Annotated in this window: 26 protein-coding genes; 19 read left to right on the top strand and 7 right to left on the bottom strand. The window is 62.9% G+C overall.

The window, feature by feature from the left end:
- Positions 1 to 216: 216 nt before the first annotated feature.
- The 8 genes from IB262_RS18715 to IB262_RS18750 all read left to right on the top strand — a co-directional run bounded on the left by IB262_RS18715 (position 217) and on the right by IB262_RS18750 (position 9,790).
- Positions 217 to 789 carry a 5-formyltetrahydrofolate cyclo-ligase gene (locus IB262_RS18715; protein WP_034806194.1) on the top strand — a complete coding sequence of 191 codons (573 nt, stop codon included), beginning with the start codon at positions 217 to 219 and terminating at the stop codon, positions 787 to 789.
- Between the two features lie 212 nt (positions 790 to 1,001).
- Entirely contained in the window at positions 1,002 to 1,826 is an 825-nt protein-coding gene (locus IB262_RS18720; RefSeq protein ID WP_034806196.1) for a YmdB family metallophosphoesterase, read from the top strand.
- A gap of 482 nt (positions 1,827 to 2,308) precedes the next feature.
- The gene (locus tag IB262_RS18725) at positions 2,309 to 3,463 is read left to right on the top strand and encodes an efflux RND transporter periplasmic adaptor subunit (RefSeq protein ID WP_034806198.1); all 1,155 of its coding nucleotides are present in this window, start codon (positions 2,309 to 2,311) and stop codon (positions 3,461 to 3,463) included.
- Positions 3,460 to 6,636, top strand: a complete 3,177-nt coding sequence (locus IB262_RS18730) for a multidrug efflux RND transporter permease subunit (RefSeq protein ID WP_112976702.1) — start codon at positions 3,460 to 3,462, stop codon at positions 6,634 to 6,636. The genes IB262_RS18725 and IB262_RS18730 overlap by 4 nt, the downstream gene beginning before the upstream one ends.
- A 283-nt stretch (positions 6,637 to 6,919) precedes the next feature.
- Positions 6,920 to 7,756, top strand: coding sequence for an MBL fold metallo-hydrolase (locus IB262_RS18735; protein WP_112976701.1), 837 nt, complete (start codon positions 6,920 to 6,922; stop codon positions 7,754 to 7,756).
- Between the two features lie 18 nt (positions 7,757 to 7,774).
- On the top strand, positions 7,775 to 8,257 hold the full coding sequence (locus IB262_RS18740) for a hypothetical protein (RefSeq protein ID WP_112976700.1): 483 nt from the start codon (positions 7,775 to 7,777) through the stop codon (positions 8,255 to 8,257).
- A gap of 85 nt (positions 8,258 to 8,342) precedes the next feature.
- On the top strand, positions 8,343 to 9,089 hold the full coding sequence (locus IB262_RS18745) for a YebC/PmpR family DNA-binding transcriptional regulator (RefSeq protein ID WP_043625539.1): 747 nt from the start codon (positions 8,343 to 8,345) through the stop codon (positions 9,087 to 9,089).
- A gap of 71 nt (positions 9,090 to 9,160) precedes the next feature.
- Complete coding sequence (locus IB262_RS18750; RefSeq protein ID WP_034806206.1) at positions 9,161 to 9,790, top strand: HAD hydrolase-like protein; 630 nt, start codon at positions 9,161 to 9,163, stop codon at positions 9,788 to 9,790.
- 10 nt (positions 9,791 to 9,800) lie between these two features.
- Here IB262_RS18750 and IB262_RS18755 read toward each other — a convergent pair whose 3' ends face one another.
- Complete coding sequence (locus IB262_RS18755) at positions 9,801 to 10,802, bottom strand: LLM class flavin-dependent oxidoreductase (RefSeq protein WP_060518594.1); 1,002 nt, start codon at positions 10,800 to 10,802, stop codon at positions 9,801 to 9,803.
- Between the two features lie 170 nt (positions 10,803 to 10,972).
- On the opposite strand from IB262_RS18755, the gene ruvC reads away from it, so the two are divergent.
- From ruvC to IB262_RS18775, 4 genes are all read left to right on the top strand, one after another.
- Positions 10,973 to 11,485, top strand: coding sequence for a crossover junction endodeoxyribonuclease RuvC (gene ruvC, locus IB262_RS18760; protein WP_034806209.1), 513 nt, complete (start codon positions 10,973 to 10,975; stop codon positions 11,483 to 11,485).
- Between the two features lie 66 nt (positions 11,486 to 11,551).
- Positions 11,552 to 12,169 (top strand): Holliday junction branch migration protein RuvA, encoded by a 618-nt coding sequence (ruvA, locus tag IB262_RS18765; protein WP_034806211.1) that lies wholly within the window; start codon positions 11,552 to 11,554, stop codon positions 12,167 to 12,169.
- 96 nt (positions 12,170 to 12,265) lie between these two features.
- Positions 12,266 to 13,309 (top strand): Holliday junction branch migration DNA helicase RuvB, encoded by a 1,044-nt coding sequence (gene ruvB / locus IB262_RS18770; protein ID WP_112976699.1) that lies wholly within the window; start codon positions 12,266 to 12,268, stop codon positions 13,307 to 13,309.
- Positions 13,310 to 14,212, top strand: coding sequence for a metallophosphoesterase (locus tag IB262_RS18775; RefSeq protein ID WP_034806217.1), 903 nt, complete (start codon positions 13,310 to 13,312; stop codon positions 14,210 to 14,212). It begins immediately after the preceding gene.
- Positions 14,213 to 14,337: 125 nt separating this feature from the next.
- Here IB262_RS18775 and IB262_RS18780 read toward each other — a convergent pair whose 3' ends face one another.
- The 4 genes from IB262_RS18780 to IB262_RS18795 form a co-directional block, all read right to left on the bottom strand.
- Positions 14,338 to 15,546 carry a hypothetical protein gene (locus IB262_RS18780; RefSeq protein ID WP_112976698.1) on the bottom strand — a complete coding sequence of 403 codons (1,209 nt, stop codon included), beginning with the start codon at positions 15,544 to 15,546 and terminating at the stop codon, positions 14,338 to 14,340.
- A 179-nt stretch (positions 15,547 to 15,725) separates the two neighbouring features.
- Positions 15,726 to 16,616, bottom strand: a complete 891-nt coding sequence (locus tag IB262_RS18785) for an NAD(P)-dependent oxidoreductase (protein ID WP_112976697.1) — start codon at positions 16,614 to 16,616, stop codon at positions 15,726 to 15,728.
- Positions 16,613 to 17,473: a glycosyltransferase gene (locus IB262_RS18790; RefSeq protein ID WP_112976696.1), complete on the bottom strand. Its 861-nt coding sequence runs from the start codon at positions 17,471 to 17,473 to the stop codon at positions 16,613 to 16,615. Before IB262_RS18790 ends, IB262_RS18785 begins: the two co-directional genes overlap by 4 nt.
- Positions 17,470 to 18,690 carry an NAD-dependent epimerase/dehydratase family protein gene (locus tag IB262_RS18795; RefSeq protein ID WP_112976695.1) on the bottom strand — a complete coding sequence of 407 codons (1,221 nt, stop codon included), beginning with the start codon at positions 18,688 to 18,690 and terminating at the stop codon, positions 17,470 to 17,472. The genes IB262_RS18790 and IB262_RS18795 overlap by 4 nt, the downstream gene beginning before the upstream one ends.
- 124 nt (positions 18,691 to 18,814) lie before the next feature.
- On the opposite strand from IB262_RS18795, the gene ybgC reads away from it, so the two are divergent.
- The 3 genes from ybgC to IB262_RS18810 all read left to right on the top strand — a co-directional run bounded on the left by ybgC (position 18,815) and on the right by IB262_RS18810 (position 20,879).
- Positions 18,815 to 19,270 carry a tol-pal system-associated acyl-CoA thioesterase gene (ybgC, locus tag IB262_RS18800; RefSeq protein ID WP_034806232.1) on the top strand — a complete coding sequence of 152 codons (456 nt, stop codon included), beginning with the start codon at positions 18,815 to 18,817 and terminating at the stop codon, positions 19,268 to 19,270.
- A gap of 126 nt (positions 19,271 to 19,396) precedes the next feature.
- On the top strand, positions 19,397 to 19,993 hold the full coding sequence (locus IB262_RS18805) for a TetR/AcrR family transcriptional regulator (protein WP_034806234.1): 597 nt from the start codon (positions 19,397 to 19,399) through the stop codon (positions 19,991 to 19,993).
- A complete protein-coding gene (locus IB262_RS18810; RefSeq protein ID WP_162728842.1) occupies positions 19,986 to 20,879 on the top strand; it encodes a haloalkane dehalogenase in 894 nt (297 codons plus the stop codon). Before IB262_RS18805 ends, IB262_RS18810 begins: the two co-directional genes overlap by 8 nt.
- On the opposite strand, the gene ligD is transcribed toward IB262_RS18810, so the two are convergent.
- Positions 20,876 to 22,501 (bottom strand): non-homologous end-joining DNA ligase, encoded by a 1,626-nt coding sequence (gene ligD / locus IB262_RS18815; RefSeq protein WP_112976693.1) that lies wholly within the window; start codon positions 22,499 to 22,501, stop codon positions 20,876 to 20,878. The two genes, IB262_RS18810 and ligD, sit on opposite strands and share 4 nt — an antisense overlap.
- Positions 22,501 to 22,812 carry a hypothetical protein gene (locus IB262_RS18820; RefSeq protein ID WP_112976692.1) on the bottom strand — a complete coding sequence of 104 codons (312 nt, stop codon included), beginning with the start codon at positions 22,810 to 22,812 and terminating at the stop codon, positions 22,501 to 22,503. Before IB262_RS18820 ends, ligD begins: the two co-directional genes overlap by 1 nt.
- Before the next feature lie 294 nt (positions 22,813 to 23,106).
- Between IB262_RS18820 and tolQ the strand changes: the two genes are divergently transcribed.
- The 4 genes from tolQ (at position 23,107) to tolB (ending at position 26,791) form a co-directional block, all read left to right on the top strand.
- Positions 23,107 to 23,829 carry a protein TolQ gene (gene tolQ, locus IB262_RS18825; RefSeq protein WP_034806243.1) on the top strand — a complete coding sequence of 241 codons (723 nt, stop codon included), beginning with the start codon at positions 23,107 to 23,109 and terminating at the stop codon, positions 23,827 to 23,829.
- 27 nt (positions 23,830 to 23,856) lie between these two features.
- The gene (tolR, locus tag IB262_RS18830) at positions 23,857 to 24,309 is read left to right on the top strand and encodes a protein TolR (protein ID WP_034806246.1); all 453 of its coding nucleotides are present in this window, start codon (positions 23,857 to 23,859) and stop codon (positions 24,307 to 24,309) included.
- Between the two features lie 9 nt (positions 24,310 to 24,318).
- Positions 24,319 to 25,398, top strand: a complete 1,080-nt coding sequence (locus IB262_RS18835; protein ID WP_034806249.1) for a hypothetical protein — start codon at positions 24,319 to 24,321, stop codon at positions 25,396 to 25,398.
- A 79-nt stretch (positions 25,399 to 25,477) separates the two neighbouring features.
- Positions 25,478 to 26,791, top strand: a complete 1,314-nt coding sequence (tolB, locus tag IB262_RS18840) for a Tol-Pal system beta propeller repeat protein TolB (protein ID WP_034806253.1) — start codon at positions 25,478 to 25,480, stop codon at positions 26,789 to 26,791.
- The last annotated feature ends 164 nt before the right edge of the window (positions 26,792 to 26,955 follow it).

Consider the following 26,955-nt stretch of genomic DNA (forward strand, 5'->3'; position numbering starts at 1 on the left):
CATGATGAACGGAACGCTAATGCTGTGCCGAACCGGGAAGGCGCTGGCAGTGCTGTCGCAAACCGCGGCAAAAGCGGCGATGCGGGTGAATGTGCACGGGCGACATCGGGTATATAGGCTGGTGATTGAGCCGGGAATCGGCGAGAAAGTGACGGGTTGTGCCATTTCGGGAGGAGAATTCGTCCGCGACGATGGCATGAGGCAGGAGAGGGCACGATGTCACCGAAAGACCTGAAGGCGGCGCTGCGCAACGAGCGGCTGGCATTGCGCGATGCGATGCCCGCGGAGATACGCATCGAGGCGAGCCTGACCATGGCCGACCATGCCGGCGACGTCATTGCGCTCGATCCGGGCCACATCGTTTCCGGCTTCTGGCCCATCCGCTCCGAGGTCGATATCCGGCCGCTGATGGCGCGGCTGAAGAGTCGCGGCGCCCGGCTCTGCCTGCCTGTGATCATGGACAAGAAGACGATCGTCTTTCGCGAACTGCTCGATGGCGTCGACATCATCTCAACCGGCTTCGGCACGACGGGGCCTGGCCCGGATGCGCCGGTGCTCGACCCGGATATCATGCTCGTGCCGCTTTCTGCCTTTGACGCGACCGGTCACCGGATCGGCTACGGTGCCGGTTATTACGACCGGGCCATCGACCGGTTGCGCAACAAGGGGCATCTGCCGAAACTGATCGGCATCGCGTTCGACTGCCAGGAGGTGGCTGCCGTGCCGGCCGAACCGCACGATGTGGCGCTGGATGCCGTTCTCACCGAGAGCGGATTCCGGCATTTCTAGGTCATTGACGAAGCTGAGCGACGGCCCGGCGCTTTGAAATCGCGCGGGCCGAGGCGGAAGATTGGTTCGCGATCCCACGCGGAATCGATCTTGGGCGTTTCCTGTCGGCCCAGGATCGTGTAGACGCTCTACCTCTTTGTTTTACGCAGGTCCGGCCGCCACAACCGCTGACGCGCTTCCGCCGGAACTGCCCTGGTGGGATTTGAGCGAGCATGAGGCTTCTGTTTCTGGGAGATATGGTGGGCAAGACGGGCCGCACGGCGGTCTGGGAGCGGCTTCCGGGACTGATCGGCGACCTCAAGCTCGATTTCGTCATCGTCAACGGCGAGAACGCCGCGGGCGGCTTCGGGATCACCGAAGACATCTTCCTCGAGACGATCAACGCCGGCGCCGACGTGGTGACCACCGGCAACCACGTCTGGGATCAGAAGGAAGCGGTGGTCTTCTGCGAGCGGCACGACCAGTTCCTGCGCCCGGCCAACTATCCGGCCGGCACGCCCGGCCGCGGATCCAACCTGTTCTTTGCCCGCAATGGCGCGCGCGTGCTGGTCGCCAACGTCATGGGCCGCGTCTTCATGCACCCCGAACTCGACGACCCCTTCAAGTCGGCCGAGGCCATCCTCGATGCCTGCCCGCTCGGCGAGCAGGCGGATGCGATCGTGTTCGACTTCCATGCGGAGGCGACCAGCGAGAAGCAGTGCTTCGGCCATTTCGTCGACGGTCGCGCCAGCCTCGTCGTCGGCACGCATACGCACGTGCCGACTGCCGATCACCAGATCCTCAACGGCGGCACCGCCTATATGAGCGATGCCGGCATGTGCGGCGACTACGATTCCTCGCTCGGCATGGACAAGGAGGAGCCGCTCAACCGCTTCATCTCGAAGATGCCGAAGGGGCGCTTCGAGGCGGCCTCGGGTCCGGCCACCATCTGCGGTCTCGGGGTCGAGATCTCCGATCGCACCGGGCTCGCCGAGAAGATCGCGCCGCTGCGACTTGGGCCGAGACTGGCGGAAACGATCCCGGATTTCTGGTCTTAAGGCCAAGTCAGGCGGCATTCTGAACGCAGCGCGAAGCTGCGCGCGGGCACCTTTGGTTGTCCCGTATCGCCTTATTGGAATTGATTTTTTTCAAGGTGACAACCCCATCAAATGATGGCAGGTTATCGCGAAATCATGCCGGGCCGGGGCGTGATGTATTCGTGGGTTTTTGCAGAATGAATGGTGTGCGCAGTCCTGGATTGCGGGCATGTGCTGTTGTCGCTGCGCCACGGGCAATTGCTCGCTGCCCGGCGAATTTGACCTGACAGCGTTCGCGGGCCGAAGGGCGCAAGGCCGCTGTATCATTTGATTGCTTGTGTGACTTTGCCTCTCGGATCGCTGCCGATCCGAGGATTTATGCGGAGCGGGACGGGTAATGCGGCTGTTTTGCGCACGGGCCCCGCTCTGAAATGTTCAAAGCGATTGCGGTGGTTTGGTCGATTGGCTGCCCCTCGTGATCCAAGTGCATTCGGAGGGCATGCATGTTGTCTCAGTGGCATTTGCCGATGATCGTCGGCGCTTCTCTTTCCCTTCTATCCGCAATCGGTGCCCAGGCGCAGGACGCGCAACTGCCCGTGGTGACCGTCGCCAAGCCAGTCGTGCGGGACGTCATCGACAGCGACGAGTTCATCGGCCGTTTCGAGCCCGTCGACGAGGTGCAGGTTCGCGCCCGCATCGGCGGCTATCTCGACGAGGTCAATTTCACCGATGGTGCCCTGGTGAAGAAGGGCGACAAGCTCTTCGTCATCGACCAGCGGCCCTATCGTACGGCTCTCTCCCAGGCCGAATCGACGCTGGAATCGGCGCGCTCGTCGCTGGAATTCGCCGAGGCACAGTTCAAGCGGACGCAATCGCTGACGGGCACCGGCACGCTTTCGGTCTCGACGCTCGACGATCACCGCCGCGAACTCCTGTCGGCGCAGGCGCTGGTGCGCGGCGCGGAAGCGGCGGTCGAGCGTGCCAAGCTCGACCTTGACTACACCACCATCACCGCGCCGCTCAGCGGCCGCGTCGACCGGCGCCTGCTGTCGACGGGCAATCTCGTCCAGGCTGACCAGACGGTGCTGACGACGATCGTGTCGCTCGACCCGATCGATTTCTACTTCGACGTCGACGAACGGCGGCTGCTTTCCTATGCACGGGTCGCGCGCGAGCGCGGCAGCGCGCTGCAGGAAGGCGGCGGCTCGCTCGAAGTGCTGGTCACCATCGCCGACTCGCAAGAGGAGCCGTTCAAGGGCAAGCTCGACTTCGCCGAAAACCGCGTGGATCCGCAGAGCGGCACGATGCGCGTGCGCGCCCGTCTCGATAACCCGAGCCTCGTGCTGCAGCCCGGTCTCTTCGGCCGTGTGCAGATCGAAGGCTCGAACACCTACAAGGCCGTCCTCATTCCGGACGAAGCGATCGGCGCCGACCAGAACGAGCGCATCGTCTATGAGGTGACCGGGGATGGAACGGTGGTGACCAAGCCCGTGCGTCTCGGCCCGAAGCTGCATGGCTACCGCGTCATCCGCTCCGGCATGACCGGTGACGAGACCATTGTCGTCAACGGTCTGATGCGGGCGCGGCCCGGCACCAAGGTGAAGCCTGAGACGGTCCAGCTTCCTCCTGAAGCGCAAGCAGCGGGGGCGGCGCAATGAGGTTTGCTCACTTCTTCGTCGACCGGCCGATCTTCGCGTCGGTGCTGTCGATCGTGCTGCTGATCGTCGGCAGTATCGCCTATTTTCAGCTTCCCGTGGCGCAGTACCCGGAAATCGCCCCGCCGACCATCGTCGTTCGCGCCGCCTATCCGGGTGCTGACGCCGATACCGTTGCCAACACCGTCGCGACGCCGCTCGAACAGGAAATCAACGGCGTCGAGAACATGCTCTACATGTCCTCCTATTCGACCGCCGACGGCTCGATGGCGCTGACGATCACCTTCAAGCTCGGCACCGACCTCGACCAGGCACAAGTGCTGGTACAGAACCGCGTGTCGATCGCGGAGCCCCGGCTGCCGGAAGAAGTCCGGCGTATCGGCATCACCACGGCCAAGAGTTCGCCCGACCTGATGATGGTCGTGCATCTCCTGTCGCCGACCGAACGCTATGACCAGCTCTACGTCTCGAACTATGCGCGGACCCGCATTCGCGACCTGCTCGTCCGGCTCGATGGCGTCGGCGACGTCATCCTGTTCGGCGAGCGCGAATATGCGCTGCGTGTCTGGCTCGATCCGGAGAAGCTGTCGGCCTATGGTATGACGGCCGGTGACGTGGTGCAGGCTTTGCGCGAGCAGAACGTGCAGGTCTCCGGCGGTTCGATCGGTGGTCCGCCGGCGCCGGGCGACAGCGCGTTCCAATACACGGTCACGACGGACGGCCGCTTCAGCGACGCGCGGCAGTTCCGCTATGTCATCGTCAAGGCGACGGAAAGCGGTCGCCTCGTGCAGCTGCAGGACGTCGCGCGTGTCGAGCTCGGTGCTCGCGAATACGTCAACAACAGCTATCTCGACGGCAGCCCGGCGGTGGCGCTCGGCATCTTCTCGCGGCCGGGCACCAATGCGCTCGACGCCGCCGAGCAGATCCAGAAGGTGATGACCGACGTTTCCAAGGACTTCCCCGACGGGCTCGAATACCGCATCGTCTACAACCCGACAGAGTTCATCTCGGAATCGATCAACGAGGTCTACAAGACGATCGCCGAGGCGGCCATTCTCGTTGCCATCGTCGTTCTCGTCTTCCTGCAATCGTGGCGCACAGCGATCATCCCGATCGTCGCCATCCCCGTGTCACTCGTCGGCACCTTCGCCTTCCTCTATGCCTTCGGTTTCTCGCTGAACATGCTGACGCTGTTCGGCCTGGTGCTGGCGATCGGTATCGTCGTCGACGATGCGATCGTGGTGGTCGAGAATGTCGAGCGAAATCTCGCGCGAGGGATGACCCCGCGCGAGGCGTCGCATGTGACCATGGACGAGGTGGGGGCGGCCGTCATCGCGATCTCGCTGGTGTTGACCGCGGTGTTCGTGCCGACGGCCTTCATCCCCGGCATCGCCGGCCAGTTCTACCTGCAGTTCGCCGTGACGATCTCGGTCGCAACGGTGATTTCCGCCTTCAACTCGCTGACACTCTCACCGGCGCTGGCGGCCATCCTGTTGAAGCCGCACGAGAACGGCCATCATGAAAGCCGCAATCCGCTGACGCGCTTCGGCAAGGCCTTGGCGAACGGCTTCAACAACGGTTTCGACCGGATGGCGTCGGGCTATGCATGGGTCGTGCGCAAGCTCGTCTCGACGAAGGTGGCGCTGGCCGCGGCCCTTCTCGTCTTCGTCGGGCTGCTGGGGGCCACCTGGTACATGGCGCAGATCGTGCCACGCGGCTTCGTGCCAACCATGGACCAGGGCTATGCGATCGTCGTCATCCAGCTGCCGGACGGCGCCTCGCTCGACCGGGCGGACGCCGTCGTCAAGCGGGCCTCGAAGATCATCCAGGACGTGCCGGGCGTGAAAAGTGCTGTCGCCTTTGCCGGCTTCAACGGTGCGACCTTTACCAACGCGTCCAATTCGGGCGTGGTCTTCGCCTCCTTCGAAAGCTTCGAAGAGCGGCTGAAGAACGGGCAGGGGGCCAACCAGATCATCGGCCAGCTCTATGGCAGCCTGCAGAGCATCCAGGAAGCCTTCATCATCGCCGTGCCGCCGCCCTCGGTGCGCGGCATCGGCAACTCCGGCGGCTTCAAGATGCAGATCATGGACCGGCAGAGCTCCGACATGCGCCGCGCGCTCGGGCTTGCCTACCAGATGATGGGCGCTGCCAACCAGACGGACGGGTTGACCGGGGTCTTCACCACCTTCTCGGCCTCCAGTCCGCAATACTTCCTGGCGATCGACCGCGACAAGGCGCGCACACTCAACGTGCCGATTCCCAACATCTTCGAGGCGCTGTCGATCAACCTCGGTACGTCCTACGTCAACGACTTCAACGCCTTCGGCCGCGTCTACCAGGTGCGGGCGCAGGCCGACCAGCAGTACCGCGTCGAGCGCGACAACATCCTGGCGCTGAAGGTGCGCTCGGCAACCGGTGCGCTGGTGCCGATGGGTACGCTCGTCGAGATCCAGGATACGGCCGGTCCGACGCTGGTGCAGCGCTACAACATGTACGTCTCGGTGCCGATCCAGGGTAACCCTGCGGTCGGTGTCTCGACCGGTACGGCTCTCGACAAGATGGAGGCGCTCGCCGCCCAGATCCTGCCGCAGGGCACGACCTTCGAGTGGACGGAACTCGCCTACCAGGAGCGCCAGACAGGCAACACCGCGGTGTTCATCTTCGCACTGTCGGTCGTCTTCGTGTTCCTGGCGCTGTCGGCCCAGTACGAAAGCTGGGTTCTGCCGCTGGCGATCATCCTGATCGTGCCGCTCGGCGTGCTGGCCGCATTGGTCGGGGTGTTCATCCGCGGGCTCGACAACAACGTACTGACCCAGATCGGGCTCATCGTTCTGATCGGTCTTGCAGCCAAGAACGCGATCCTGATCGTCGAGTTCGCGCGGCAGGGCGAAGACGAGGGCAAGACGCCGATCGAGGCGGCGGTGGAGGCGAGCCAGCTTCGCCTGCGTCCGATCCTGATGACCGCCTTTGCCTTCATCCTCGGCGTGGTGCCGCTGATGATCGCGACCGGCCCGGGTGCCGAAATGCGCCAGTCGCTCGGCACGGCGGTGTTTTCGGGCATGCTCGGGGTAACGTTCCTCGGCCTGTTCCTGACGCCGGTGTTCTACGTCGCGCTCCGGTCGTTCCGGCGACGCAAGGCGGCGGTGAGCGAACCGGCGCCGCACCCGGCCGAATAGGGCAGGCCGGACGATAACCTGACGAATGCCCCGGCAGCAATGCCGGGGCATTTGGCTTTGACGAGGCTATCGTCGCCTTATCGGCCTCAGGGCCGGTGACGTAAACGTGAGCACCGCCTGCCGTTTGTAACTGGACGTGGCCGGGCCCTTGAACAATTCTTTCCGCGCCCCGTGACGCCACCGTTCGGTCGAGCGAAGGCAAAGGCTTCCATTCGCTGTTCAATACCTGCCTGCCGCGTGCCCCCAAGGCCCGAGGTCAGGCGGCAAGTGAGAGAGGTGAAGGCTGATGCTCCGGTACTTTGTCTACACATTCGCCGCCATATGGTTCATCCACGCGTTCTGGCCATCGGTCGCCCATGCGCAGCAACAGCCGCGCCCTGTCAGCCAATGCCAGGCGATCGCCGAAACGCTCCCCCAGGCAACCTTTGCCAGTTTCACGCCCGCGGCTGCCACCAAGGGGCAGACGACGGCCGGCGAGGTGACGATCAGCTATCTCGGCCATTCCACCTTCCTGATCGAGACGCCCGGCGGCGTCTCGATCGCAACCGACTATAGCGGCTGGTATGCACCGTCGATGCCGCCGATGGTCGCGACCATGAACAAGGCGCATTCGAGCCACTACACGCTGACGCCGGATCCGGCGATCAAGACCGTGCTGCATGGCTGGAGCGATAGCGGCCAACCGGCGCGCCACGATCTCGTGGTCGGCGACGCCCACATCCGCAACGTGACGACCGACATCCGCGCCGGCGGCGGCGCCATGGAGCACGACGGGAACTCGATCTTCATCTTCGAGGTGGCGGATCTCTGCATCGGCCATCTGGGCCATCTGCACCATGAACTCGACGACAGCCACTACAGCCAGATTGGCCGGCTGGACGTGCTCATGGTGCCTGTCGATGGCGGCCTGACCATGGGTGCCGAGAGCATGAGCCGGGTGGTCAGCCGGCTGCGCGCCACGCTGATCCTGCCGATGCACCGCCGTGGCCCGCCGATCGACGCCTTTCTGGACATGTTCGGCGACGACTACGACAAGCGTTACGCCGACAGCGCCAGTATCAAAGTATCCCTGCGTTCCTTGCCAAGCAAACCACTGATTTATATCCTCAAGGGCGTTTGAACATCCTGGGATCGCCCGATGAAGTTGCTCGTGGTTGGCGTATCGTTCTTTCTCTCCTTCTCGACTCTTGCCGAGGCCGGTGGCGCGCCGCCGCCGCGCATGCCGTCTCCCGAGGGGCAACAGCCGCAAAGCCAGCCGGAGACCACGGTCCGACCGGCGGGTGAGCCGGAGATCTTCGCGATGCCCTCGGGCAATATCGGCTGTATCTACACGCCGGCCGGCGGCACGTCCGTCTATCAGCCCGCCGATGGCGGTCCGGAGCTGGCCTGCGATATCGTCGCGCCGCGTTATGTCAGGGCGACCCTTGGCCGGGCGGGAGCCGCCACGCTCAATCACGCCGTCGGCGATCCGAGCTGCTGCTCGACTGAGACTGTGCTCGACTATGGGCAAAGCTGGTCGCGAGGGCCGTTCTCCTGCGTGTCGGAACGCACTGGCCTTTCCTGCCGCCGTGACGACGGACACAGCTTCCTCTTGAGCCGCGCGCAGGTCTCGGCCAACTGAAAAACCGCCCCCCGGCTGGACGGAAAGCGGCAATAAAACTATAAGGCGCCCCATTCCATTCAAATTAATGCATGCAGAGGGTGCCATGGCTGGCCATTCACAGTTCAAGAACATCATGCACCGCAAGGGCCGTCAGGATGCGGTGCGCTCCAAAATGTTTTCCAAGCTCGCGCGCGAAATCACGGTTGCCGCCAAGTCGGGCATGCCCGATCCCGCGATGAACGCGCGCCTGCGCCTGGCGATCCAGAACGCCAAGGCGCAGTCGATGCCGAAGGACAACATCGAACGGGCGATCAAGAAGGCCTCCGGCGGCGACGCGGAGAACTACGAAGAAGTCCGCTACGAGGGGTATGGCCCGGGCGGCGTTGCCGTCATCGTCGAAGCCTTGACCGACAACCGCAACCGCACCGCCTCGAACGTGCGCTCGACCTTCACCAAGGCCGGCGGCGCGCTCGGCGAAACCGGCTCGGTTTCCTTCTCCTTCGATCGCGTCGGCGAGATCACCTACAAGCTCTCCGTCGGTGACGCCGACAAGGTGATGGATGCGGCGATCGAAGCGGGTGCCGACGACGTCACCACCGACGAGGACGGCCACACGATCATCTGCGGTTTTGAGGCGATCGGCGAAGTGTCCAAGGCGCTCGAAGACACGCTCGGCGAAGCCGAAACGGTGAAGGCGATCTGGAAGGCACAGAACACCGTTCCGGTCGATGAAGAAAAGGCGCAGTCGCTGATGAAGCTCATCGACATCCTTGAAGACGACGACGACGTCCAGAACGTCTATTCGAACTTCGAAGTCTCGGACGAGATCCTGGCGAAGCTGTCGGCCTGATTGGGACGACCGTCGCTCGCAGAATTTTCACCCGCGTCCGAAAGGCCGCGGGTTTTTCTTTGGATGGCCCGATGACCTATGAATTCGCGATCTTCGATTTCGACGGCACGCTTGCCGATACGGCGGCGAGTTTCATGACGGCGTGCAACGCGGCTGCACGGCGCTACGGCTTCCGCGAACTCTCGGTCGAGGAGTTCCAGTCGTTGCGCACCATGGGCAGCCGCGAGATCATCGCGCATCTCGGCGTGCCCGTTTGGAAACTGCCGCAGATCGCCACCTTCATGCGCCGTGCTATGGCGACTGAAGCGGCAAGCGTCCGGCTGTTTCCGGGCGCCGCTGAGCTTCTCTGGAAATTGAAGGCGGCGGGCATCGGCATTGCGATCGTGAGTTCGAACGCGGAGCAGGGTATTCGCGCCGCACTCGGCGAAGCGGCAGCGACGATTGATCTCTTCGAATGCGGTGCCGCGCTTTTCGGCAAGGCACAGCACTTCAAGCGTGCGATCCGGCACTCCGGCCTCGATGCGGCTCGCATCCTGGCGATCGGCGACGAGGCGCGCGATATCGATGCGGCGCGAAAGGCGGGCGTGGCGGCCGGTGCGGTTGCCTGGGGCTATGCCGACCCGGTCTTCCTGCAAGGGCTCGGGCCGGATCGGTTCTTTGCCAATCTGGAAGAGATCGCACCCGCTTTCGGGGCGATCTGATCGGCCGGCTTTACGCCGCCTTGGCGAGATCGCGCTGGGCGTCGGCGAAGAGGCGAAGCGAATTCAGCCGCGCCTGCATGTCGAAGATCGGCATGGAGATGATCAGTTCGTCGGCCTTTGTCTGCTCGAGGAACGCCCCGATCTTGCGCCGGATCGTCTCTGGCCCTCCGACCACCGCATACATCATCGAATGGTCGACGAAGATCTTCTCGTCATAGCTCCAAAGCCCATCCATCGACTGGACCGGCGGCGGAAACTGCCCGCGCGCGTTGCGGCGCAGGGCCACGAAGGATTGCTGCATGGAGGTGAAGAGGTAGTTCGCCTCCTCGTCCGTATCGGCGGCAACCCCCATGACGCCGACCATCACCTGCGGCTTGGCAAGGGTCTCGGAGGGGGTAAAGCGCTCGCGGTAGATCTCCAGCGCCGAGAGCAGCATGTCCGGCGCGAAATGCGAGGCGAAGGCGAAGGGCAGGCCGAGCATGCCGGCGAGATGGGCGCTGAAATGGCTTGAGCCGAGCAGCCAGATCGGCACATTGGTGTCGGCGCCGGGCACGGCGATGATCTTCTGGTCCTCGGCGACGGGGCCGAGCAGTGCCTGCAGTTCGACGACGTCGTTCGGGAAGTTGTTGCCGCTCGCCTCCATGTTGCGTCGGAGGGCCTGGGCGGTGCGCATGTCGGTTCCGGGCGCACGGCCGAGGCCGAGGTCGATGCGGCCGGGGTAGAGGGCGGCGAGCGTTCCGAACTGTTCGGCGATGACAAGCGGCGAGTGGTTCGGCAGCATGATGCCGCCGGAGCCGACACGGATCGTCTTCGTCGCTGCCGCCACGTGCGAGATCACGATCGAGGTCGCCGCACTGGCGATGCCCTTCATGCCGTGATGTTCGGCCAGCCAGAAGCGGGTGTAGCCGTTCTCCTCGGCCGCCTGGGCCAGACGGCGCGAATTCTCCAGCGATTGGGCGACGCTGCCGCCTTCAGTGATCGGGGAAAGATCGAGGACGGAGAAAGTCGCCATGGCAAAGGCCTTTATTGAGAGAAATTGATGCAAGGCTATGTAAGCTCAATTTTCCTCAATCCAAGGGCGGTGCCGAAGAAAACCTGAGGCCGCGCCTCAACTGTGCGTATGTTTTTGTTTTGTTCACTTTTTGCTGGCAGCGTCCGGACTGACATCATAGGGTGAAATTCATGCAGACCACGATTCGCATCATCGGCATCGATCCGGGGCTCCGTCGTACCGGCTGGGGCATCATCGAGACGCTCGGCAATTCGTTGCGTTTCGTCGCCTCGGGCACGGTGACGTCGGATGGTGACATGGACCTCGCCTCCAGACTTTGCCAGCTGCATGACGGCCTTGCCGAGGTGGTGCACAGCTATCAGCCACACGAGGCGGCGGTGGAGCAGACCTTCGTCAACAAGGACGCGACAGCGACGCTGAAACTCGGCCAGGCGCGCGGCATCGCCATGCTGGTGCCGGCACGCGCAGGCCTCAGGGTCGCCGAATATGCGCCGAACGCGGTCAAGAAGGCGGTGATCGGTGTCGGCCATGGCGAGAAGCAGCAGATCCACATGATGCTGAAGGTTCTGATGCCGAAGGCCGAGTTCAAGGGCAACGATGCGGCGGACGCACTGGCGATCGCTATCTGCCATGCCCACAACCGGCAATCGGTGACGAGCCGGCTTGCCGCATTGATGGCGTAGTTGCGCCCGACACGATAATTTCCGATGGTCCGATGACCATCCAGAACCCACCGCGAGAGACGCCACATGATCGGCAAATTGAAGGGTACCATCGACGAGATCGCCGAGGATCACGTCGTGCTCGATGTGCATGGCGTCGGCTACGTTGCCTTTTGTTCGGCGCGCACGCTGTCCAGGCTCGGATCGGCGGGCGAGGCGGCGGTGCTCTTCATCGAGACGTATGTGCGCGAAGACCAGTTGAAGCTGTTCGGCTTCCTGACGGCGCTGGAGCGGGAATGGTTCCGGCTGTTGCAGAGCGTGCAGGGGGTCGGCTCGAAAGTGGCGCTGGCCGTGCTTTCCACCCTGACGCCGGGGGAATTGGCCAATGCGATCGCGCTGCAGGACAAGACCTCCGTCTCCCGTGCGCCCGGTGTCGGGCCCAAGGTGGCGGTGCGCATCGTCACGGAACTGAAGAACAAGGCGCCGTCCTTCGCCGGCGAGATGTCGGCCTCGATCGGCCTCAAGCAGGAGCTTGGCGAAGGCGTCGCCTCCGCGCCGGTTTCCGATGCGGTTTCGGCGCTCACCAATCTCGGCTACTCGCGCGACCAGGCGGCCAATGCCGTTGCGGCGGCCTTGAAGAACGGCGGCGAAGGCGGCGACAGCGCCAAGCTCATTCGCCTTGGCCTGAAAGAACTGGCGCGATGAACGCTTGCCTTGGCTGGGCACAGAAGGCAGAACGCATCGTGCCCGGCATGATGACGGGTTGCAGCGCTGAGCTGCCCGACCGAATGGAACGAACGCATGACTGACGCCGCACGCCTGATAACGCCGGAAAAGCGCGGTGAAGACCTCGATGCGACCATGCGCCCGCAGACGCTGGATGACTTTACCGGCCAGGCGGAAGCGCGCGCCAACCTGAAGATCTTCATCGAGGCGGCGAAAAACCGCGGCGAGGCGCTGGACCACGTGCTCTTCGTCGGCCCTCCCGGGCTCGGCAAGACGACGCTGGCGCAGATCATGGCCAAGGAGCTCGGCGTCAATTTCCGCTCGACTTCCGGCCCTGTGATCGCCAAGGCCGGCGATCTCGCGGCCCTGCTCACCAATCTCGAAGAGCGCGACGTGCTCTTCATCGACGAAATCCACCGGCTCAATCCGGCCGTCGAGGAAATCCTCTATCCTGCGATGGAGGACTTCCAGCTCGACCTCATCATCGGCGAAGGCCCGGCGGCGCGGTCGGTGAAGATCGACCTGTCGAAGTTCACGCTGGTGGCGGCAACCACCCGCCTCGGGCTTCTGACGACGCCGCTTCGCGACCGTTTCGGCATTCCGGTGCGGCTCAATTTCTACACGGTCGAAGAGCTGGAATCGATCGTCCGGCGTGGCGCCCGGCTGATGGGCCTCGGCATGACCGACGACGGCGCCCGCGAGATCGCCCGCCGCGCCCGCGGTACGCCGCGCATCGCTGGCCGGCTGTTGCGCCGGGTGCGCGACTTCGCCGAAGTGGCGCGTGCCGAAGCCGTGACCAAGGAGCTCGCGGACGAGGCGCTGACGCGGCTGCTCGTCGACAATATGGGCCTCGACCAGCTCGACCGGCGCTACCTCTTCATGATCGCGCAGAACTTTGGCGGCGGTCCCGTCGGCATCGAGACCATCGCTGCGGGCCTTTCGGAGCCGCGTGATGCGATCGAAGACATCATCGAGCCCTATCTGATCCAGCAGGGCTTCATCCAACGCACGCCGCGCGGCCGTATTTTGACCGCCAATGCCTGGAAACATATCGGCCTTAATCCCCCCAGGGAGATGGAGGCGACCCAGTTTCGCCTGACATTAGAGGACGACGACTAGATGATCAGCCGCCGCGGATTGTTGAAACTGATCGGCGGCGGTATCGTCAGCATGGCGGCACTGGGCGGCTACGCCTTTGCCGTCGAACCTCTGGCCCGGCTGAACGTCACCCGATACAAACTGACGCCACCCAATTGGACACCAGGCCTCAAGCTGCGCGCCGTCGTGCTCACCGACATCCACGCGTGCGAGCCCTGGATGCCGGCAAGCCGTATCGCTTCGATCTGCCGGCAGGCCAACAGCCTTGGCGGCGATATCACGCTGCTGCTCGGCGACTATGTGGCCGGCATGAACCTCGTCACCAGCTATGTGCATTCCAGCGAATGGTCGAAGGCGCTGGCCACACTCGAGGCGCCGCTCGGCGTCCACGCGGTCATGGGCAATCATGACTGGTGGGAAGACCGGACCGCGCAGAAGAACGGCGGCGGGCCGACCTTCGGGCACAAGGCGCTGCAGGACGTCGGCATCAACGTCTATAGCAACCGGGCGGTGAGACTGGAGAAGGAGGGGCAGGGCTTCTGGATCGCTGGCCTCGAAGATCAGCTTGCCTTGGTGCCCGGCAAGAAGTGGCAACGCAAGCGCATGAGCGGTCTCGACGATCTCGACGGTACGCTCGCCCAGGTGAGCGATACGGATCCGGTCATCCTCATGGCGCATGAGCCGGATGTCTTCCCGCGTGTTCCGTCGCGTGTCGCGCTGACGCTGTCGGGCCATACCCATGGCGGCCAGGTGCGGTTTCTCGGCTATGCGCCGGTCGTGCCCTCGCGTTTCGGCGAGCGTTACGCCTATGGCCATGTGACCGAGAACGATTGCAATCTGATCGTTTCCGGCGGTCTCGGCTGCTCGCTTGCGCCGGTTCGCTTCGGCATGCCGCCGGAGATCGTGGTGATCGATCTCGGCTGAGCGACAAATTCCGGGTTCGTCCGGTCTTGCGCTGAAAGAGCCTGGCATCAAGACGACGCCAGGCCTGTTTGCTTCCGCCCGCCCGCTCTGTTGAGGCGAGCAGGGCGCCCGTTTGTCACGGCGCGTCAGGCGGCCCTGATGGCTCCGCTTCGCACTGCGCTCCGCAGGCCGGACGCCACCTCATAGGTGTCGGTGACCAGCAGCAGGCCGTCCGCGCACTGGTACCATTCCCCCTCGCTCATGCTCTTTACCGACGCACTGAGTGTTGCCAGTTCAACAGAGCCGGGCGGTGTGCTGATGATCCGTTCGGCGACCCAGCTATCGAGCCAGGCCTGGTTTGCCGGCGAAACGGCCTCGAGCGCGATTTGCGGGTGCTGGTCGAAGTAGGTCTGGACGGCCAGGTTGGTTGGCGCGATGACGATCTGGTCAAGATTGCTGTCGCCGAGCGCATCGATCACACGAGAGTTTTCCAGCGCTGCCAGGAAGGTGTCGGTCTTGCCGTCCCGACCGGTCGAAGAGGCGAGGGAGCGCAATGTCTCCAGTATCGTCGGCAGCGGCGGAATAACCTCGATGTCGCTGGTGCCCGTCCTGGTAAGGGACTGGTAGACGAGATCGATCTCGGGCGTGAACGACCGCTTGCGAATGCCGCGCGTCCAATTGAACTCGAAGTCCACTTCGAAGCGCCCTTTGAAGTTGGGTGTCGCGCCTTGCGGGACCTCGATGATCGCGGCCGCATTCCAGATGTAACCGGCATAGGACGGGCGACCGGGATTTGCCGGCACTCCCGCCGAAACCCAGCCGACATGGGGCAATCTCGCCTGCCACTCGATCGATTGCGTTGCGGGGCGTGCCGCAAACGAAACCTCGGAGGCCGTGAAGCTGACACCGACATTGGCGCTGAGCGAGGCGCCGCCCTTCGGGCCTTCCTTGCTGTATTCGGCGCTGAGCTCGCCGCCGATCGAGAAACTGATCGTCGCTTGCTCGACGGTGCTGTTCGGCCCGAACGTTACGAGCCGCGCCTGCTGCGAGTTCGTCTCGAGGCGCAGCTTCATGTGATTGGCGTAAAAGCCGACCGATACCCAGTTGGACGACGGAGTGGATGGCGAACCCTGGATGCCGTGATAGACATCCCCGACGACGAGGTAGTAGTCGCGCGTCAGATTCTGGTTGCCGCGCATCAGTTTGTAGACCGAAAGCAAGGCGTTTGCAGTCAAGGTTTGCGATGAGGTCTTGACCGTGCCCCAGCCGAAATCCTTGCCGCCATTCGTTTTCCATTCACCGTTCAAAGTGCCGACAAGCTTCCAGACTTCAGGATTCAACGTCTCGATAGGCATGATTGATTTCCTTCGAAGCGCCGTCGATCGACGGGAGGGTTGAGCTTTTTGCACGGACCGGAACCGTTCCGCGCAGCCAACATAGCTCGGATTTTCGGCGGCAACCTGGGGTATTAAATTGTAAATTAATACTCCTTAAAGGAGTCCTTTATCGACACAGAACGGCTCTACGCAGGGTCTCAGCCGAGCAGCTTTTCGATCGTCTCGTGCAGCCGCGGGAGCCCGCCCGGCGTCCAGCCGAGCGCGCGCAGACGGCCACAGTCCATCGCGTTGAATTCGGTCAATGCGGCCGGTTCGGGCAGGTCGTTCATACAACCGGTGATTTGGCGAACGATTTCCAGAATGATGCTGTTGTCGACGAGGATATCGGAGACGTTGAAGACCGAAACCGGCAAGCGGCGCGTTTCCGCTTCGAGCACGAGGCGCACGGCGGTTGCGACATCGTCGCCATGCACTTCCGTGCCGGCCCGCGGTGCAACCGGGCGGCCCTGCAGATAGTCGTCGAACAGGGCCTGCCATTTGTGCGACGCCCCGTTGCCCGGTGCTCCGTAGACGCCGGTGACGCGTAGGCTTGCTGTCCTGAAGTCGTCCGTGCCCAGCAGTTCTAATTGCCGCTCCGCCGCAAGCTTGAGCGCGCCATAGAGGCTCTCGGGATGGCAGGTCGATCCCTCCGACAGCACGGCGCCTGCTGGGTGCGTTCCGTAGACCGCGCGGCTCGAAAGGAAGATGCAGCGACCTACGCCCTGTTCGCGTGCCGTTTCGAAAAGCCGGACCGAACCATCGAGATTGGCGCGGCGGAAGCTCTCGGGATCATCGCCTTCGCCGCCTCGATATCGGCCAGGGATGTGCTGGAAGGCGGCATGGACGAAACACTGGACATTGCCGAAGGCCGCGCTGTGATCGATCGTCGGATCGAGCGACAGGGGCACGAAACCAACAGGCCCGCTGAAGAAGGTGTTTGGGGCCCGCGTGCGACCGCCGATCACAACCTCGTACCCCGCCTGCAGCAGATGCTCGACGATGAAGCGGCCGACGAAGCCCGTGCCGCCGGAGACAAGCACCCGGGTCATCGGCGGACCGGGTTGGTGAGCGATGCGATGTCCGGAATATCCTCTCCTGTCAGGTAGCCATGCCAGAGATCGATAAGCGGCTGCAGGGCCTCCCGGCGCGGATGATCCGTCTCCCAGGGCTTTTCATACTGGTAGTGCAGCACGCCGATTGAGCCCCAGTCCCAGAGTTCGGGCAGGTTGAACCAGACATATTGCAGCATGTTCATCGTCACTGGCAGACCGTGCCAGTCCGGGAAGAAGGTTTGCAGGAAGGTCTGGTCGGTGCGCGGCCAGAAGGCGTCCGGCGCATCAAGCTGGGTGATCATCCTGTCGAAGGTCGCCATTGACGGTTCGGCGACGAAGACGCCGGAATTCAGCCGATGAAAGTCCGCAAGGCTTTCGTAGACATTGGGGGCAGCGGAGAATTCCGGATAGGCAAACAGCCGGTCGATGTTCCGGAGCACGACCGCATCGGCGTCGATGAAGACGCAGCGCCGATATTCGGTAAGCTGCCAGAGCCGGAGCTTGCAGAAGTTGTCGAGCGGCGAGTGGAAGTCGGGCTTTCGGCCTTTCGTGAAGGGCGCCTTATCATGCACGTTCCGGCGCTGGTGGCGCGCGTTGAAGGCGTCGGAAAGCGGCAGAAGGTCGGTCTCCACCAGCCGGCAGCCGAATTCGGCAAGCGGCGCCACTACATCGACAGAAACGCCGCCCGTGTGCAGCACGACGATATCGGCCCTCGTGCCCGTGCGTGTTATGGAGCGCGCCAGTGCGCGGGCGCCAAGCGCATAATCGGCATTGGTGACGAGCGTCACATAGGCATGGTCGGCTTGGGGAGGCGAGGAAGGGCGGAGCCCCTCCGAAGGATCGTTCGATGTCATGAAACGGATTTCAGCCGCTTGCCCTCTGGGTCGTGGTTGATCAGCGGCGCGATGTCCTTGGTCCAGGCGGAGACGGCGGGCACGCGCGTTCTGTCGACACGATAGGCGAATTTCTTGGCGACATCGACGATTTCCGAAAGCAATCCGTCCTGCAGCCGCGTCGGGTTGAGACCGAGGCTCAGGAATTTCTCATTGTGCACGACGAGTTCGTTCTCGGCAGCTTCCTTGCGCGGGTTCGGCAACCACGCGATCTCAGCCCCCGATATCGAGGCGATCATTTCGGCGAGATCGCGCACCCGGTGGGTCTCGGTCATCTGGTTGAAGATCTCGACACGGCTGCCGCGCGCCGGTGGGTTCGTGAGCGCCAGCTCGATGCATCGCACCGAATCCTGGATGTGAATGAAGGCGCGGGTCTGGCCGCCGGTGCCGTGCACGGTCAGCGGATAACCGATTGCCGCCTGGATGAGGAAACGATTGAGCACGGTGCCATAGTCGCCGTCATAGTCGAAGCGGTTGATGAGCTGGGCGTGGCGGCGCGTCTGCTCGGTATGCGTACCCCAGACGATGCCCTGATGCAGGTCGGTGATCCGAAGCCCGTCGTTCTTGGCATAGAACTGAAAGAGCAACTGATCCAGGCACTTGGTCATGTGGTAGATCGACCCGGGATTGGAGGGGTAGAGGATCTCCTGGCTGACGGTCTCGCCGCCCATCGTTTCGATGGCGACAGGCAGATAGCCCTCGGGGATCGCCGCGCCGATGGTGGAGTAGCCGTAGACGCCCATGGTGCCGAGATGCACGAGGTGGGCGTCGAGGCTGAGTTCGACGAGCGCGTTCAGAAGATTGTGCGTGGCGTTGACGTTGTTGTTGACCGTGTAGTTCTTGTGGCGGTCGCTCTTCATCGAATAGGGCGCGGCACGCTGTTCGGCAAAATGCACGATGGCGTCAGGGCGATGGTCGGCGAGCCAGTTCTTCAGGAGTTCGTAGTCGCGGGCGAGATCGATCAGGTTGAAATGGATGCGCCGGCCGGTTTCGGCATGCCAGATACGCGTGCGTTCCTGGATCGAATCCATCGGCGTCAGCGATTGTACGCCTAGTTCCGTATCGATCCATCGGCGGGAGAGATTGTCGAGGATATGAACGTCGTGACCGGCATCGGACAAATGAAGGGCCGTGGGCCAACCGACGAAACCGTCGCCGCCGAGAATCGCAATCTTCATGCACGTTCTCCTGATCGCAAAGGAAGTCCGTCACGTGATAGGATAGGATTGTGACAAGGCTGCAATGCTTGCAAACGGCTTTTTGTTCCTGCACAGGAAACGGGAAATTCTTTCGGAGAAAAGTATGTCCCTGATTTCGCTCGCAGGCGAACTGACCGAAAACGGCCATCAGCTGATCCAGCGCGTCTATTACGAAGACACCGACTTTTCCGGCGTCGTCTATCACGCCCGCTACCTGCATTTCATGGAGCGCGCCCGCACCGATTTCCTGCGGCTGCTCGGCGTCGAGCAGGCAACGCTGGCGATCGAGGGCGACAGCGAAGGCCTCGTCTTCGTCGTCCATCGCATGGAGATCGACTTCAAGCTGCCGGCACGCATGGATGACATCCTGACGATTACCACCGTCACCGAGAAGGCCGGCGGCGCCAAGATGGTGCTGCAGCAGGAGATCCGCCGCGGCGAGCAGTTGCTGATCGCCGCCAAGGTGATCATCGCCGTGATCAACGGCCAGGGCCGGCCACGTCGGCTGCCCGAGGCGCTCGCCTACAAATTCCATCATGCGAAGGAGAGCGCGGGCTAGAGCTCTCCTTCAGTCGAACGGAGACACGGCGCCCCTTCCAGGGGCGTTTTTCGTTGGTGGACGCGCGTTTTCACTGCATTCGATTCAGTGCATTGACAATAATACGTACGTACGTATTATTTCGCCATGTCCAGAAAATCGATACGCGAAAATCTTCTGAAGGCGGGCGATCAGCTCGTATGGAACACAGGCTACGCCGGGACCGGCGTACGCGACATCGTCGAGGCTGCGGGCGCCCGTCCGGGGTCCTTCACCAATCACTTCACGTCCAAGGAAGACTTCGTCATCGAGGTGCTCGATCGCTACTTCGCCTATGTCTCGGGCCTCGTGGAAGAGGCGCTTGGCGACAGAAGCGTGCGCTCCGTCGACCGGTTGCGTCGCTACATCGACCTCATCACCGGCAAGCTGGCTGACGCCGACTACAGCCGCGGCTGCATGATCGGCAATCTCAGCCTCGAAGCCTCCTTCGACAATGAACGGCTCAGGGCACATCTGTCGAAACTCTTTGCGACCTGGCGCGGTCCCTTCGAGGCCTGCATCGCCGAAGGGCTGGAGAAGGGCGAAATCGCTCCGCTCGGCTCGGCGGCCGAGCTTGCCGACTTCCTGCTCAGCGCCTGGCAGGGGGCCATGCTGCGCATGAAGGTCGATCGCAGCCCGGCGCCGCTTGCAACGTTCAGGACGATCGTTTTTTCAACCGTGTTTGATGGAGGGAAGCATGCGTGAAGAGGCATTCGCAGCGGGCAAGTCATTCGTCGACATTTTCGGATCGTCGATGGCCTATATCGAAAAAGGCACGGGACCGACGGTCCTGTTTCTCCACGGCAACCCGACGTCGTCCTATATCTGGCGGAACATCTTGCCGCATGTGACACCGGTCGGGCGCTGCGTTGCACCGGATCTGATCGGCTATGGCCATTCCGACAAGCCCGATATCGACTATTCCTTCCTCGACCAGTTCCGCTATCTCGAAGCCTTCATCGAAAAGGTCGCCCCCGGTCCACTTTTCCTGGTCGCGCAGGATTGGGGAACGGCGCTTGCCTTCCACTTTGCCGCACTCAATCGGGAGAAGGTTCTCGGCCTCGCCTTCATGGAATATATCCGGCCGGCTGAAACTTATGAGGCGTTTCATCAAAAGCCTCAGGCCCGCGAACTGTTCAGGGCGTTCCGAACTGAAGGCGTCGGCGAGCGGCTGATCCTGGAGGAAAACGTCTTCATCGAACGGGTCGTACCGAACGCGATCCTGCGTCAACTGAACGACGAGGAAATGGCTGCTTATCGGGCACCGTTTCCGGATCCATCTTCCCGCCGCCCCATGCTGCGCCTGCCGCGCGAACTGCCGATCGAGGGCGCGCCTTCTGAGTTCTGCGCTATCAGTACGGCAGATCACGCCACGCTTCGCGCCTCAGGATATCCCAAGCTATTGTTCTCGGGTGACCCTGGTGCGCTCATTTCGCCGGCGGAGGCGGAAGCTTATGCCGACGAGCTTGCGAATTGCCGCCTGGTGAAACTCGGCGCGGGCGCGCACTACCTGCAGGAGGATCATCCGCACGCGATCGGGACGGCATTACGCTCGTGGATCGAGGGATTGCGCGGGGCGTCGGCGGCCTAGTCCGCCTCGTTCACGCCGATCTTGCCCAGGATCGTCTTGGTCAGGGATTGCCTGATCTTGGACACATCCTGCCAGGGGTCTGCGCCATTTTCGATCCGCTCGAGGATGTCCGGGATGTGGAAGCTGTTGGCCGACTTGAGATCGGCAAGTTCATCCCAGTTGATGGGCGTCGCCACCGGTCCGTCAGCGCGCGCCCGGGTCGAGTAGGGGGCAATGGCGGTCGCGCCGCGCTCATTCCTCAGCCAGTCGATGAAGATGCGTCCTTTGCGCTTTTCCTTCGACATGGTGGCGATGAACCGGTCCGGTTCGCGATCGGCGAAACCTTGAGCAAAGGTCTTGGCGAAGGCCTTGGCTTCCGGCCAGCTGGCGCGGGCCGTCAGCGGCACGATGACATGGACGCCCTTGCCCCCCGTGACCATCGGAGCCGATTTCAGCCCGATCTCGTCGAGCGCATCGCGCAAGGCCACGGCCGCACCCTTGACCATCTCGAAGTCGAGACCCTCGTCAGGATCAAGGTCGAAGACCAGTCGATCGGGGATCTCCAGCTTGTCGACATGCGATCCCCAGATATGGAACTCCAGCGTGCCCATCTGGACCGCAGCGACCAGCCCCTTGGCGTCGCGCACATACATGTAGTTTTCCGTTTCGCCGGAGCTTTCCTCGACGGGGACTTCCTTGATCTCGTCGGGAAAACCGTCGCTCGCATGTTTCTGGTAGAAGCGCGGACCCCTCACGCCCTGCGGCGCACGCACGAGCGAGAGGAGACGCTCGGCCGCATGGGGCAATATGCGATCGGCGACGACGGCGTAGTAGCGGGCGAGATCGAGCTTGCTGATGCCCTGGTCGGCAAACAGGACGCGATCCGGATGGGTGATGCGCACTCCAAGCACGGTTTCGTCCGAGATGGCTTGCTTCGCCTTTGCCGGCTTTGCTGCTTTGTCCTTGGGCTTCGTTGCGGCTTTGGATGTTTTGACTGTCACGGCCTTCGCCTCCTTGTCCTCCCCCTTGGAGGTCCAGACATGCTTCTTGCGTTCGCCCTTCCCATCGGCAATCTCGGCCATGGTGCGGCCGGTGCTGACGCTCGTCAGATGGTCCTCCAGCAGAACGTTGCCATCCTCGGCTGAAATTTCGTCACCCTCCTTGATCAGCAGCCAGTTCTCGCGCTTTTCGCCGGGGCGTGACCGCATCCGCACCAATGCCCACCCGCCTTGCATCCGCTGACCGTGAAGATGGAATGTCAGCTTGCCCTCGCGCAAGCCCTCGTCCGGATCGTTTTCCGGCTCCCACCAGCCGCTGTCCCACAACATGACGGTGCCGCCGCCATATTGCTTTTCGGGGATTGTGCCTTCGAAATCGCCATAGGCCAGCGGATGATCCTCGGTTCTGACAGCTAGTCGCTTGTCTTCCGGATTGAGGCTTGGTCCGCGGGTGACCGCCCAGCTCTTCAAGACACCGTCCCATTCCAGCCGCAAGTCGTAGTGGAGCCGGGTGGCGTCATGCTTCTGCACGAGAAAGCGCATGCGGCCGGACCGGCCGCGACCAAGCTTGCCCTTTGGTTCGCGCGTCACGCCGAAGTTGCGGCGTTTGTTGTATTCGGCAAGCGGGCTGCGAAGGGACGCCATCACCCGCCTCCACGGAGACCCTGGACGGTCGGCGCGTCCTTAGCCAGAATTGCGGACCGGGCCGCATCGCGGGCGAGGACCCGTTCGATGCGAACAATGTCCTCCTCGGTCACCACGGGAACCGGATCGGAGATGATGGCCTGGAGGATTTCCAGCGATACGACGCCGTGGGCGAGTGCGTCCTCCAGGGCGGCGCGGGTTTCCCGCTCGGCCTTGAGCTCGGCGTAAAGGGCGAGGATCAATCGGTCCCGGGGATCAAGATCCGGTGAGGACTCTCCTTCGCTTCGTTGTCTTGTCGTTCGGTGGGCCATCCCCAGGAACGTACTCGGCAACGCTAAGTTCCGACCGCCGGGTGATACTGCAAAGACACACAACGGTAACGGTCTCTTAACCATAATGGTGTCTTAATCATCGCATCAGGATTTGTGCAGTGCACGTCATCCTTTGACCAAAATTGACGGCAAGAAGGCAACCTAAAGCTAATTAAGGTCGCGATGGTGCGATCTGCGGCGGTGCCGGGCACTCTTGCAAACAGGACGTTTGGGCTACCCGGTCACGAGCATGAACCGCTCTTGCCGGGTGTTTGGATTCGGGGACTGAAGACGATGGAACAGGTTGGATTGGCCGCGGCAACACACGATGTGAGCCTTTGGTCGCTATTCATGCAAGCGGGCTTCGTCGTGAAGCTGGTCATGCTGGGGCTGGTCGCAGCCTCCGTCTGGACCTGGGCGATCGTCGTCGACAAGACGCTGAACTACGGCCGCGTCCGCCGCCAGCTCGACAGCTTCGAGCAGGTGTTCTGGTCCGGCCAGTCGCTGGAAGAACTCTACCGCACGCTCGCCGACCGCCAGACGGCCGGCATGGGTGCGATCTTCGTGTCCGCCATGCGCGAATGGAAGAAGAGCTTCGAGCGCGGCGCCCGTTCGCCGATCGGCCTGCAGATGCGTATCGACCGCGCCATGGACGTGACGCTCGCCCGGGAATCGGAATCGCTGGAAGCCCGTCTCGGCTCGCTCGCGACCATCGGTTCGGCCGCCCCGTTCATCGGCCTTTTCGGTACGGTCGTCGGTATCATGACCTCGTTCCAGGCGATCGCCGGTTCGAAGTCGACCAACCTTGCGGTCGTGGCGCCCGGTATCGCCGAAGCACTGCTCGCCACCGCGATCGGCCTGCTCGCCGCTATCCCCGCGGTTATCGCCTACAACAAGTTCTCGGCCGACGCCGGCAAGCTGTCGGCACGCATGGAAGCTTTCGCCGACGAATTCTCCGCCATCCTGTCGCGGCAGATCGACGAGAAGCTGCAGAACCCGCGCCAGGCCGCGCAGTAATCGCCAGAGAGTACGGAGACCACGCTGATGGGTATGTCGGTTGGCGGAGCCAAGGGTTCGGGTGGCGGACGTCGTCGCCGCGGCGGCAAGAAAGCCATGATGAGCGAGATCAACGTGACGCCGTTCGTCGACGTCATGCTCGTGCTCCTGATCATCTTCATGGTGGCAGCACCGATGATGACGGTCGGCGTGCCGATCGATCTACCGGAAACGCAGGCAAAGGCGCTCAATTCCGATACGCAGCCGATCACTGTCTCGGTCAACCCGGCAGGCGAGATCTACCTGCAGGAAACCGCGATCGCCATCGACGAAGTGGTGCCGAAGCTCGAGGCGATCGCCACCACCGGCTACAACGAGCGCATCTATGTGCGCGGTGACACCAATGCCGACTACGGCACGGTCATGAAGGTCATGGCCCGCATCTCGGCCGCCGGTTTCAAGAACCTCGGCCTCGTCACGCTGCAAGAACAGGAAAAGTGATCGTCCACGATGAAGGGCAGTCTCGCTACATCTGCTGTCCTCCACGCCATGGTCTTGACCTGGGCGCTGGTGTCGCTTGGCAGCCCGGCTGACTTCCAGGTCGCCGACGTCGAGGCTTTGCCTGTCGACATCGTTCCCTATTCGGAGATGACGCAGGTTCAGCAGGGCGACAAGAAGGCGCCGAAGAAGGAGACCTCGTCGCCGGTTCCGACCAAGCGGCCGGAGACCAACCAGCCTGCCGAAAACATCGGCGACAACGATACCGACCTGAAGACGCCGCCGACGCCGAACGCCAAGCCGTCGAAGAGCGAAGCCACGGCCTCTCCGGAAAAGAACGAGAAGCCCGAGCCGACGCCCGATCCGGTCGAGCAAGAGATCAAGAAGGTCGAGGAATCCAAGCCCGCCTCCGAACCTGCGACCGAAGTTGCCGCCCTGCCCGAACCGAAGCAGGAAGTGAAGCCGGAGACGAAGCCGGAGCCGGCACCCGCCGAGGAAAAGCCGGCCGAGAACCCGGAAGCCGAAGCGCTGCCTGAGAAGGTGCCGACGCCGGCGGCAAAGCCGAAGGTCGAAAAGCCCGCCCAGAGCGCCAAGACGCCAGACCGCAAGAACGAGGCGACGCCGAAGGAACAGAAGAAAGCTGCCTCCACCGAGGAAAGCAAGTTCAACGCCGACGAGATCGCCGCCCTTCTCAACCGGCAGGATCCCTCCGCCGGTGGTGCCAAGCGCTCGACACAGGAAGCGGCGCTCGGCGGCAAGAAAACCATTGGTGTGGGCTTGAGCGCCAACGAGATCGATGGCGTCAAGGGCCAGATCCAGGGCAACTGGTCACTGACGCCAGGCCTGACCGGCGTCGAGGAAGTCCGTGTCACGGTGCGCGTGCAGCTGGATCCGGCCGGCAATATCGTCGGCACACCCGAGGTTACCGCAACCGGCGGTCCGGAAGGTACGCGCCGTGCCGTTGAAAGCAGCACCTTGCGCGCGATCCGCCGTTCGGCCCCGCTACAGAACCTCCCGCCTGAAAAATATGAGGGCGAAAAAGGATGGAATACCCTCGTGCTGAATTTCGACCCCTCGGAATTCGCACTCTAGAGCTGCCGGGATTGGAACCCATGCCGGATAGCAAACCACCCCTGCAAACCCTTCGTACGAAGCTGAAAGGCTTGTCCCTATGATCAAGGTCTCTCTTTTCCGCGCCCTGATGGTGGCCGCGGGCATGTTAGCCGCCGTCGTGGCGGCGGTGACACCGGCAAATGCTGAAGTTGAAATCAACATCAACAAGGGCAACGTCGAACCGCTGCCGATCGCTGTCACGGACTTTCTCCAGGGCGAACTCGGCCAGAAGATTTCGGACGTGGTTGCGGCGGACCTGAAGCGTTCGGGCCTGTTCGCGCCGATCAACAAGGGCGCCTTCATCGAGAAGATCAGCAATCCGGATGCGACGCCGCGTTTCGAGGACTGGAAGGTGATCAACGCGCAGGCGCTCGTCACCGGCCGCGTGACGCAGGAAGGCGACGGCAGGCTGAAGGCCGAGTTCCGCCTGTGGGATACGTTCGGTAACAAGCAGATGACCGGCCAGCAGTTCTTCACCCAGCCGGAAAACTGGCGCCGCGTGGCCCACATCATCGCCGACGCCATCTATCAGAGCGTCACCGGCGAAAAGGGCTATTTCGACACCCGCATTGTCTATGTCGCCGAGAGCGGCCCGAAGACGGCACGCAAGCGTCAGCTCGCCATCATGGACCAGGACGGCTTCAACGCCCGTGCGCTCACCAATTCCAACGACATCGTTCTGACGCCGCGCTTCTCGCCGAACCGGCAGGAAGTCACCTACATGTCGTTCGAAAACCAGCAGCCGCGCGTCTACCTGCTGCAGCTGGAAACCGGACAGCGCGAGGTCGTCGGCAACTTCCCCGGGATGACCTTCTCGCCGCGCTTCTCGCCGGATGGCCAGCGGGTCATCATGAGCCTGCAGCAGGACGGCAACGCCAACATCTACACAATGGACCTGCGCTCGCGCACCACGACGCGCCTGACCAACACCGCCGCGATCGATACCGCCCCGTCCTATTCGCCGGATGGCAGCCAGATCGCCTTTGAAAGCGACCGCGGTGGCCGCCAGCAGATCTACGTCATGGGTGCCGACGGCTCCGGCCAGCGCCGCATCTCCTTCGGCGACGGCTCCTATTCGACGCCGGTCTGGTCTCCGCGTGGCGACCTCATCGCCTTCACCAAGCAGTCGGGCGGCAAGTTCTCGATCGGCGTGATGAAGACCGACGGTTCGGGCGAACGTATCCTGACCACCGGCTTCCACAACGAAGGCCCGACCTGGGCGCCGAACGGCCGTGTCCTGATGTTCTTCCGCCAGGGTGCCGGTTCCGGCGGACCGCAGCTTTATTCGATCGATCTGTCGGGTTACAACGAGCAACTGATCCAGACGCAGGGCTTCGCATCCGACCCGGCCTGGTCGCCGCTGCTCGAGTAGTTCACGTGGCTTTGGGTCGCCCGATCCAAAGCCAGTAACGTGATCGCCCTCTCGTCCGCTTAAGGGCGGGAGGCCGGCGGAAAGCCGCCTCCTTTTTTCCTGATCCCGCTGCAGGCTGATCCGATTTGCGGCGGGAAAATGTGGCAATGATGCCGCTTTCTCGC

This window comes from Ensifer sp. ENS02, assembly GCF_014851885.1.
Taxonomy (GTDB): Bacteria; Pseudomonadota; Alphaproteobacteria; order Rhizobiales; family Rhizobiaceae; genus Ensifer; species Ensifer adhaerens.

What these genes read in the sequence shown, in the direction of transcription:
- IB262_RS18730 (WP_112976702.1), top strand. Translation starts at nt 3,460, where the DNA reads ATGAGGTTTGCTCACTTCTTCGTCGACCGGCCGATCTTCGCGTCGGTG.
- IB262_RS18775 (WP_034806217.1), top strand. Translation starts at nt 13,310, where the DNA reads ATGATCAGCCGCCGCGGATTGTTGAAACTGATCGGCGGCGGTATCGTC.
- ybgC (WP_034806232.1), top strand. Translation starts at nt 18,815, where the DNA reads ATGTCCCTGATTTCGCTCGCAGGCGAACTGACCGAAAACGGCCATCAG.
- IB262_RS18755 (WP_060518594.1), bottom strand. Translation starts at nt 10,802, where the DNA reads ATGGCGACTTTCTCCGTCCTCGATCTTTCCCCGATCACTGAAGGCGGC.
- IB262_RS18785 (WP_112976697.1), bottom strand. Translation starts at nt 16,616, where the DNA reads ATGACCCGGGTGCTTGTCTCCGGCGGCACGGGCTTCGTCGGCCGCTTC.
- IB262_RS18835 (WP_034806249.1), top strand. Translation starts at nt 24,319, where the DNA reads ATGAAGGGCAGTCTCGCTACATCTGCTGTCCTCCACGCCATGGTCTTG.
- IB262_RS18810 (WP_162728842.1), top strand. Translation starts at nt 19,986, where the DNA reads ATGCGTGAAGAGGCATTCGCAGCGGGCAAGTCATTCGTCGACATTTTC.
- IB262_RS18780 (WP_112976698.1), bottom strand. Translation starts at nt 15,546, where the DNA reads ATGCCTATCGAGACGTTGAATCCTGAAGTCTGGAAGCTTGTCGGCACT.
- IB262_RS18805 (WP_034806234.1), top strand. Translation starts at nt 19,397, where the DNA reads ATGTCCAGAAAATCGATACGCGAAAATCTTCTGAAGGCGGGCGATCAG.
- ruvB (WP_112976699.1), top strand. Translation starts at nt 12,266, where the DNA reads ATGACTGACGCCGCACGCCTGATAACGCCGGAAAAGCGCGGTGAAGAC.
- ruvA (WP_034806211.1), top strand. Translation starts at nt 11,552, where the DNA reads ATGATCGGCAAATTGAAGGGTACCATCGACGAGATCGCCGAGGATCAC.
- tolR (WP_034806246.1), top strand. Translation starts at nt 23,857, where the DNA reads ATGGGTATGTCGGTTGGCGGAGCCAAGGGTTCGGGTGGCGGACGTCGT.
- IB262_RS18715 (WP_034806194.1), top strand. Translation starts at nt 217, where the DNA reads ATGTCACCGAAAGACCTGAAGGCGGCGCTGCGCAACGAGCGGCTGGCA.
- IB262_RS18740 (WP_112976700.1), top strand. Translation starts at nt 7,775, where the DNA reads ATGAAGTTGCTCGTGGTTGGCGTATCGTTCTTTCTCTCCTTCTCGACT.
- ligD (WP_112976693.1), bottom strand. Translation starts at nt 22,501, where the DNA reads ATGGCGTCCCTTCGCAGCCCGCTTGCCGAATACAACAAACGCCGCAAC.
- ruvC (WP_034806209.1), top strand. Translation starts at nt 10,973, where the DNA reads ATGCAGACCACGATTCGCATCATCGGCATCGATCCGGGGCTCCGTCGT.
- tolB (WP_034806253.1), top strand. Translation starts at nt 25,478, where the DNA reads ATGATCAAGGTCTCTCTTTTCCGCGCCCTGATGGTGGCCGCGGGCATG.
- IB262_RS18790 (WP_112976696.1), bottom strand. Translation starts at nt 17,473, where the DNA reads ATGACATCGAACGATCCTTCGGAGGGGCTCCGCCCTTCCTCGCCTCCC.
- IB262_RS18820 (WP_112976692.1), bottom strand. Translation starts at nt 22,812, where the DNA reads ATGGCCCACCGAACGACAAGACAACGAAGCGAAGGAGAGTCCTCACCG.
- IB262_RS18720 (WP_034806196.1), top strand. Translation starts at nt 1,002, where the DNA reads ATGAGGCTTCTGTTTCTGGGAGATATGGTGGGCAAGACGGGCCGCACG.
- IB262_RS18750 (WP_034806206.1), top strand. Translation starts at nt 9,161, where the DNA reads ATGACCTATGAATTCGCGATCTTCGATTTCGACGGCACGCTTGCCGAT.
- IB262_RS18745 (WP_043625539.1), top strand. Translation starts at nt 8,343, where the DNA reads ATGGCTGGCCATTCACAGTTCAAGAACATCATGCACCGCAAGGGCCGT.
- IB262_RS18725 (WP_034806198.1), top strand. Translation starts at nt 2,309, where the DNA reads ATGTTGTCTCAGTGGCATTTGCCGATGATCGTCGGCGCTTCTCTTTCC.
- tolQ (WP_034806243.1), top strand. Translation starts at nt 23,107, where the DNA reads ATGGAACAGGTTGGATTGGCCGCGGCAACACACGATGTGAGCCTTTGG.
- IB262_RS18795 (WP_112976695.1), bottom strand. Translation starts at nt 18,690, where the DNA reads ATGAAGATTGCGATTCTCGGCGGCGACGGTTTCGTCGGTTGGCCCACG.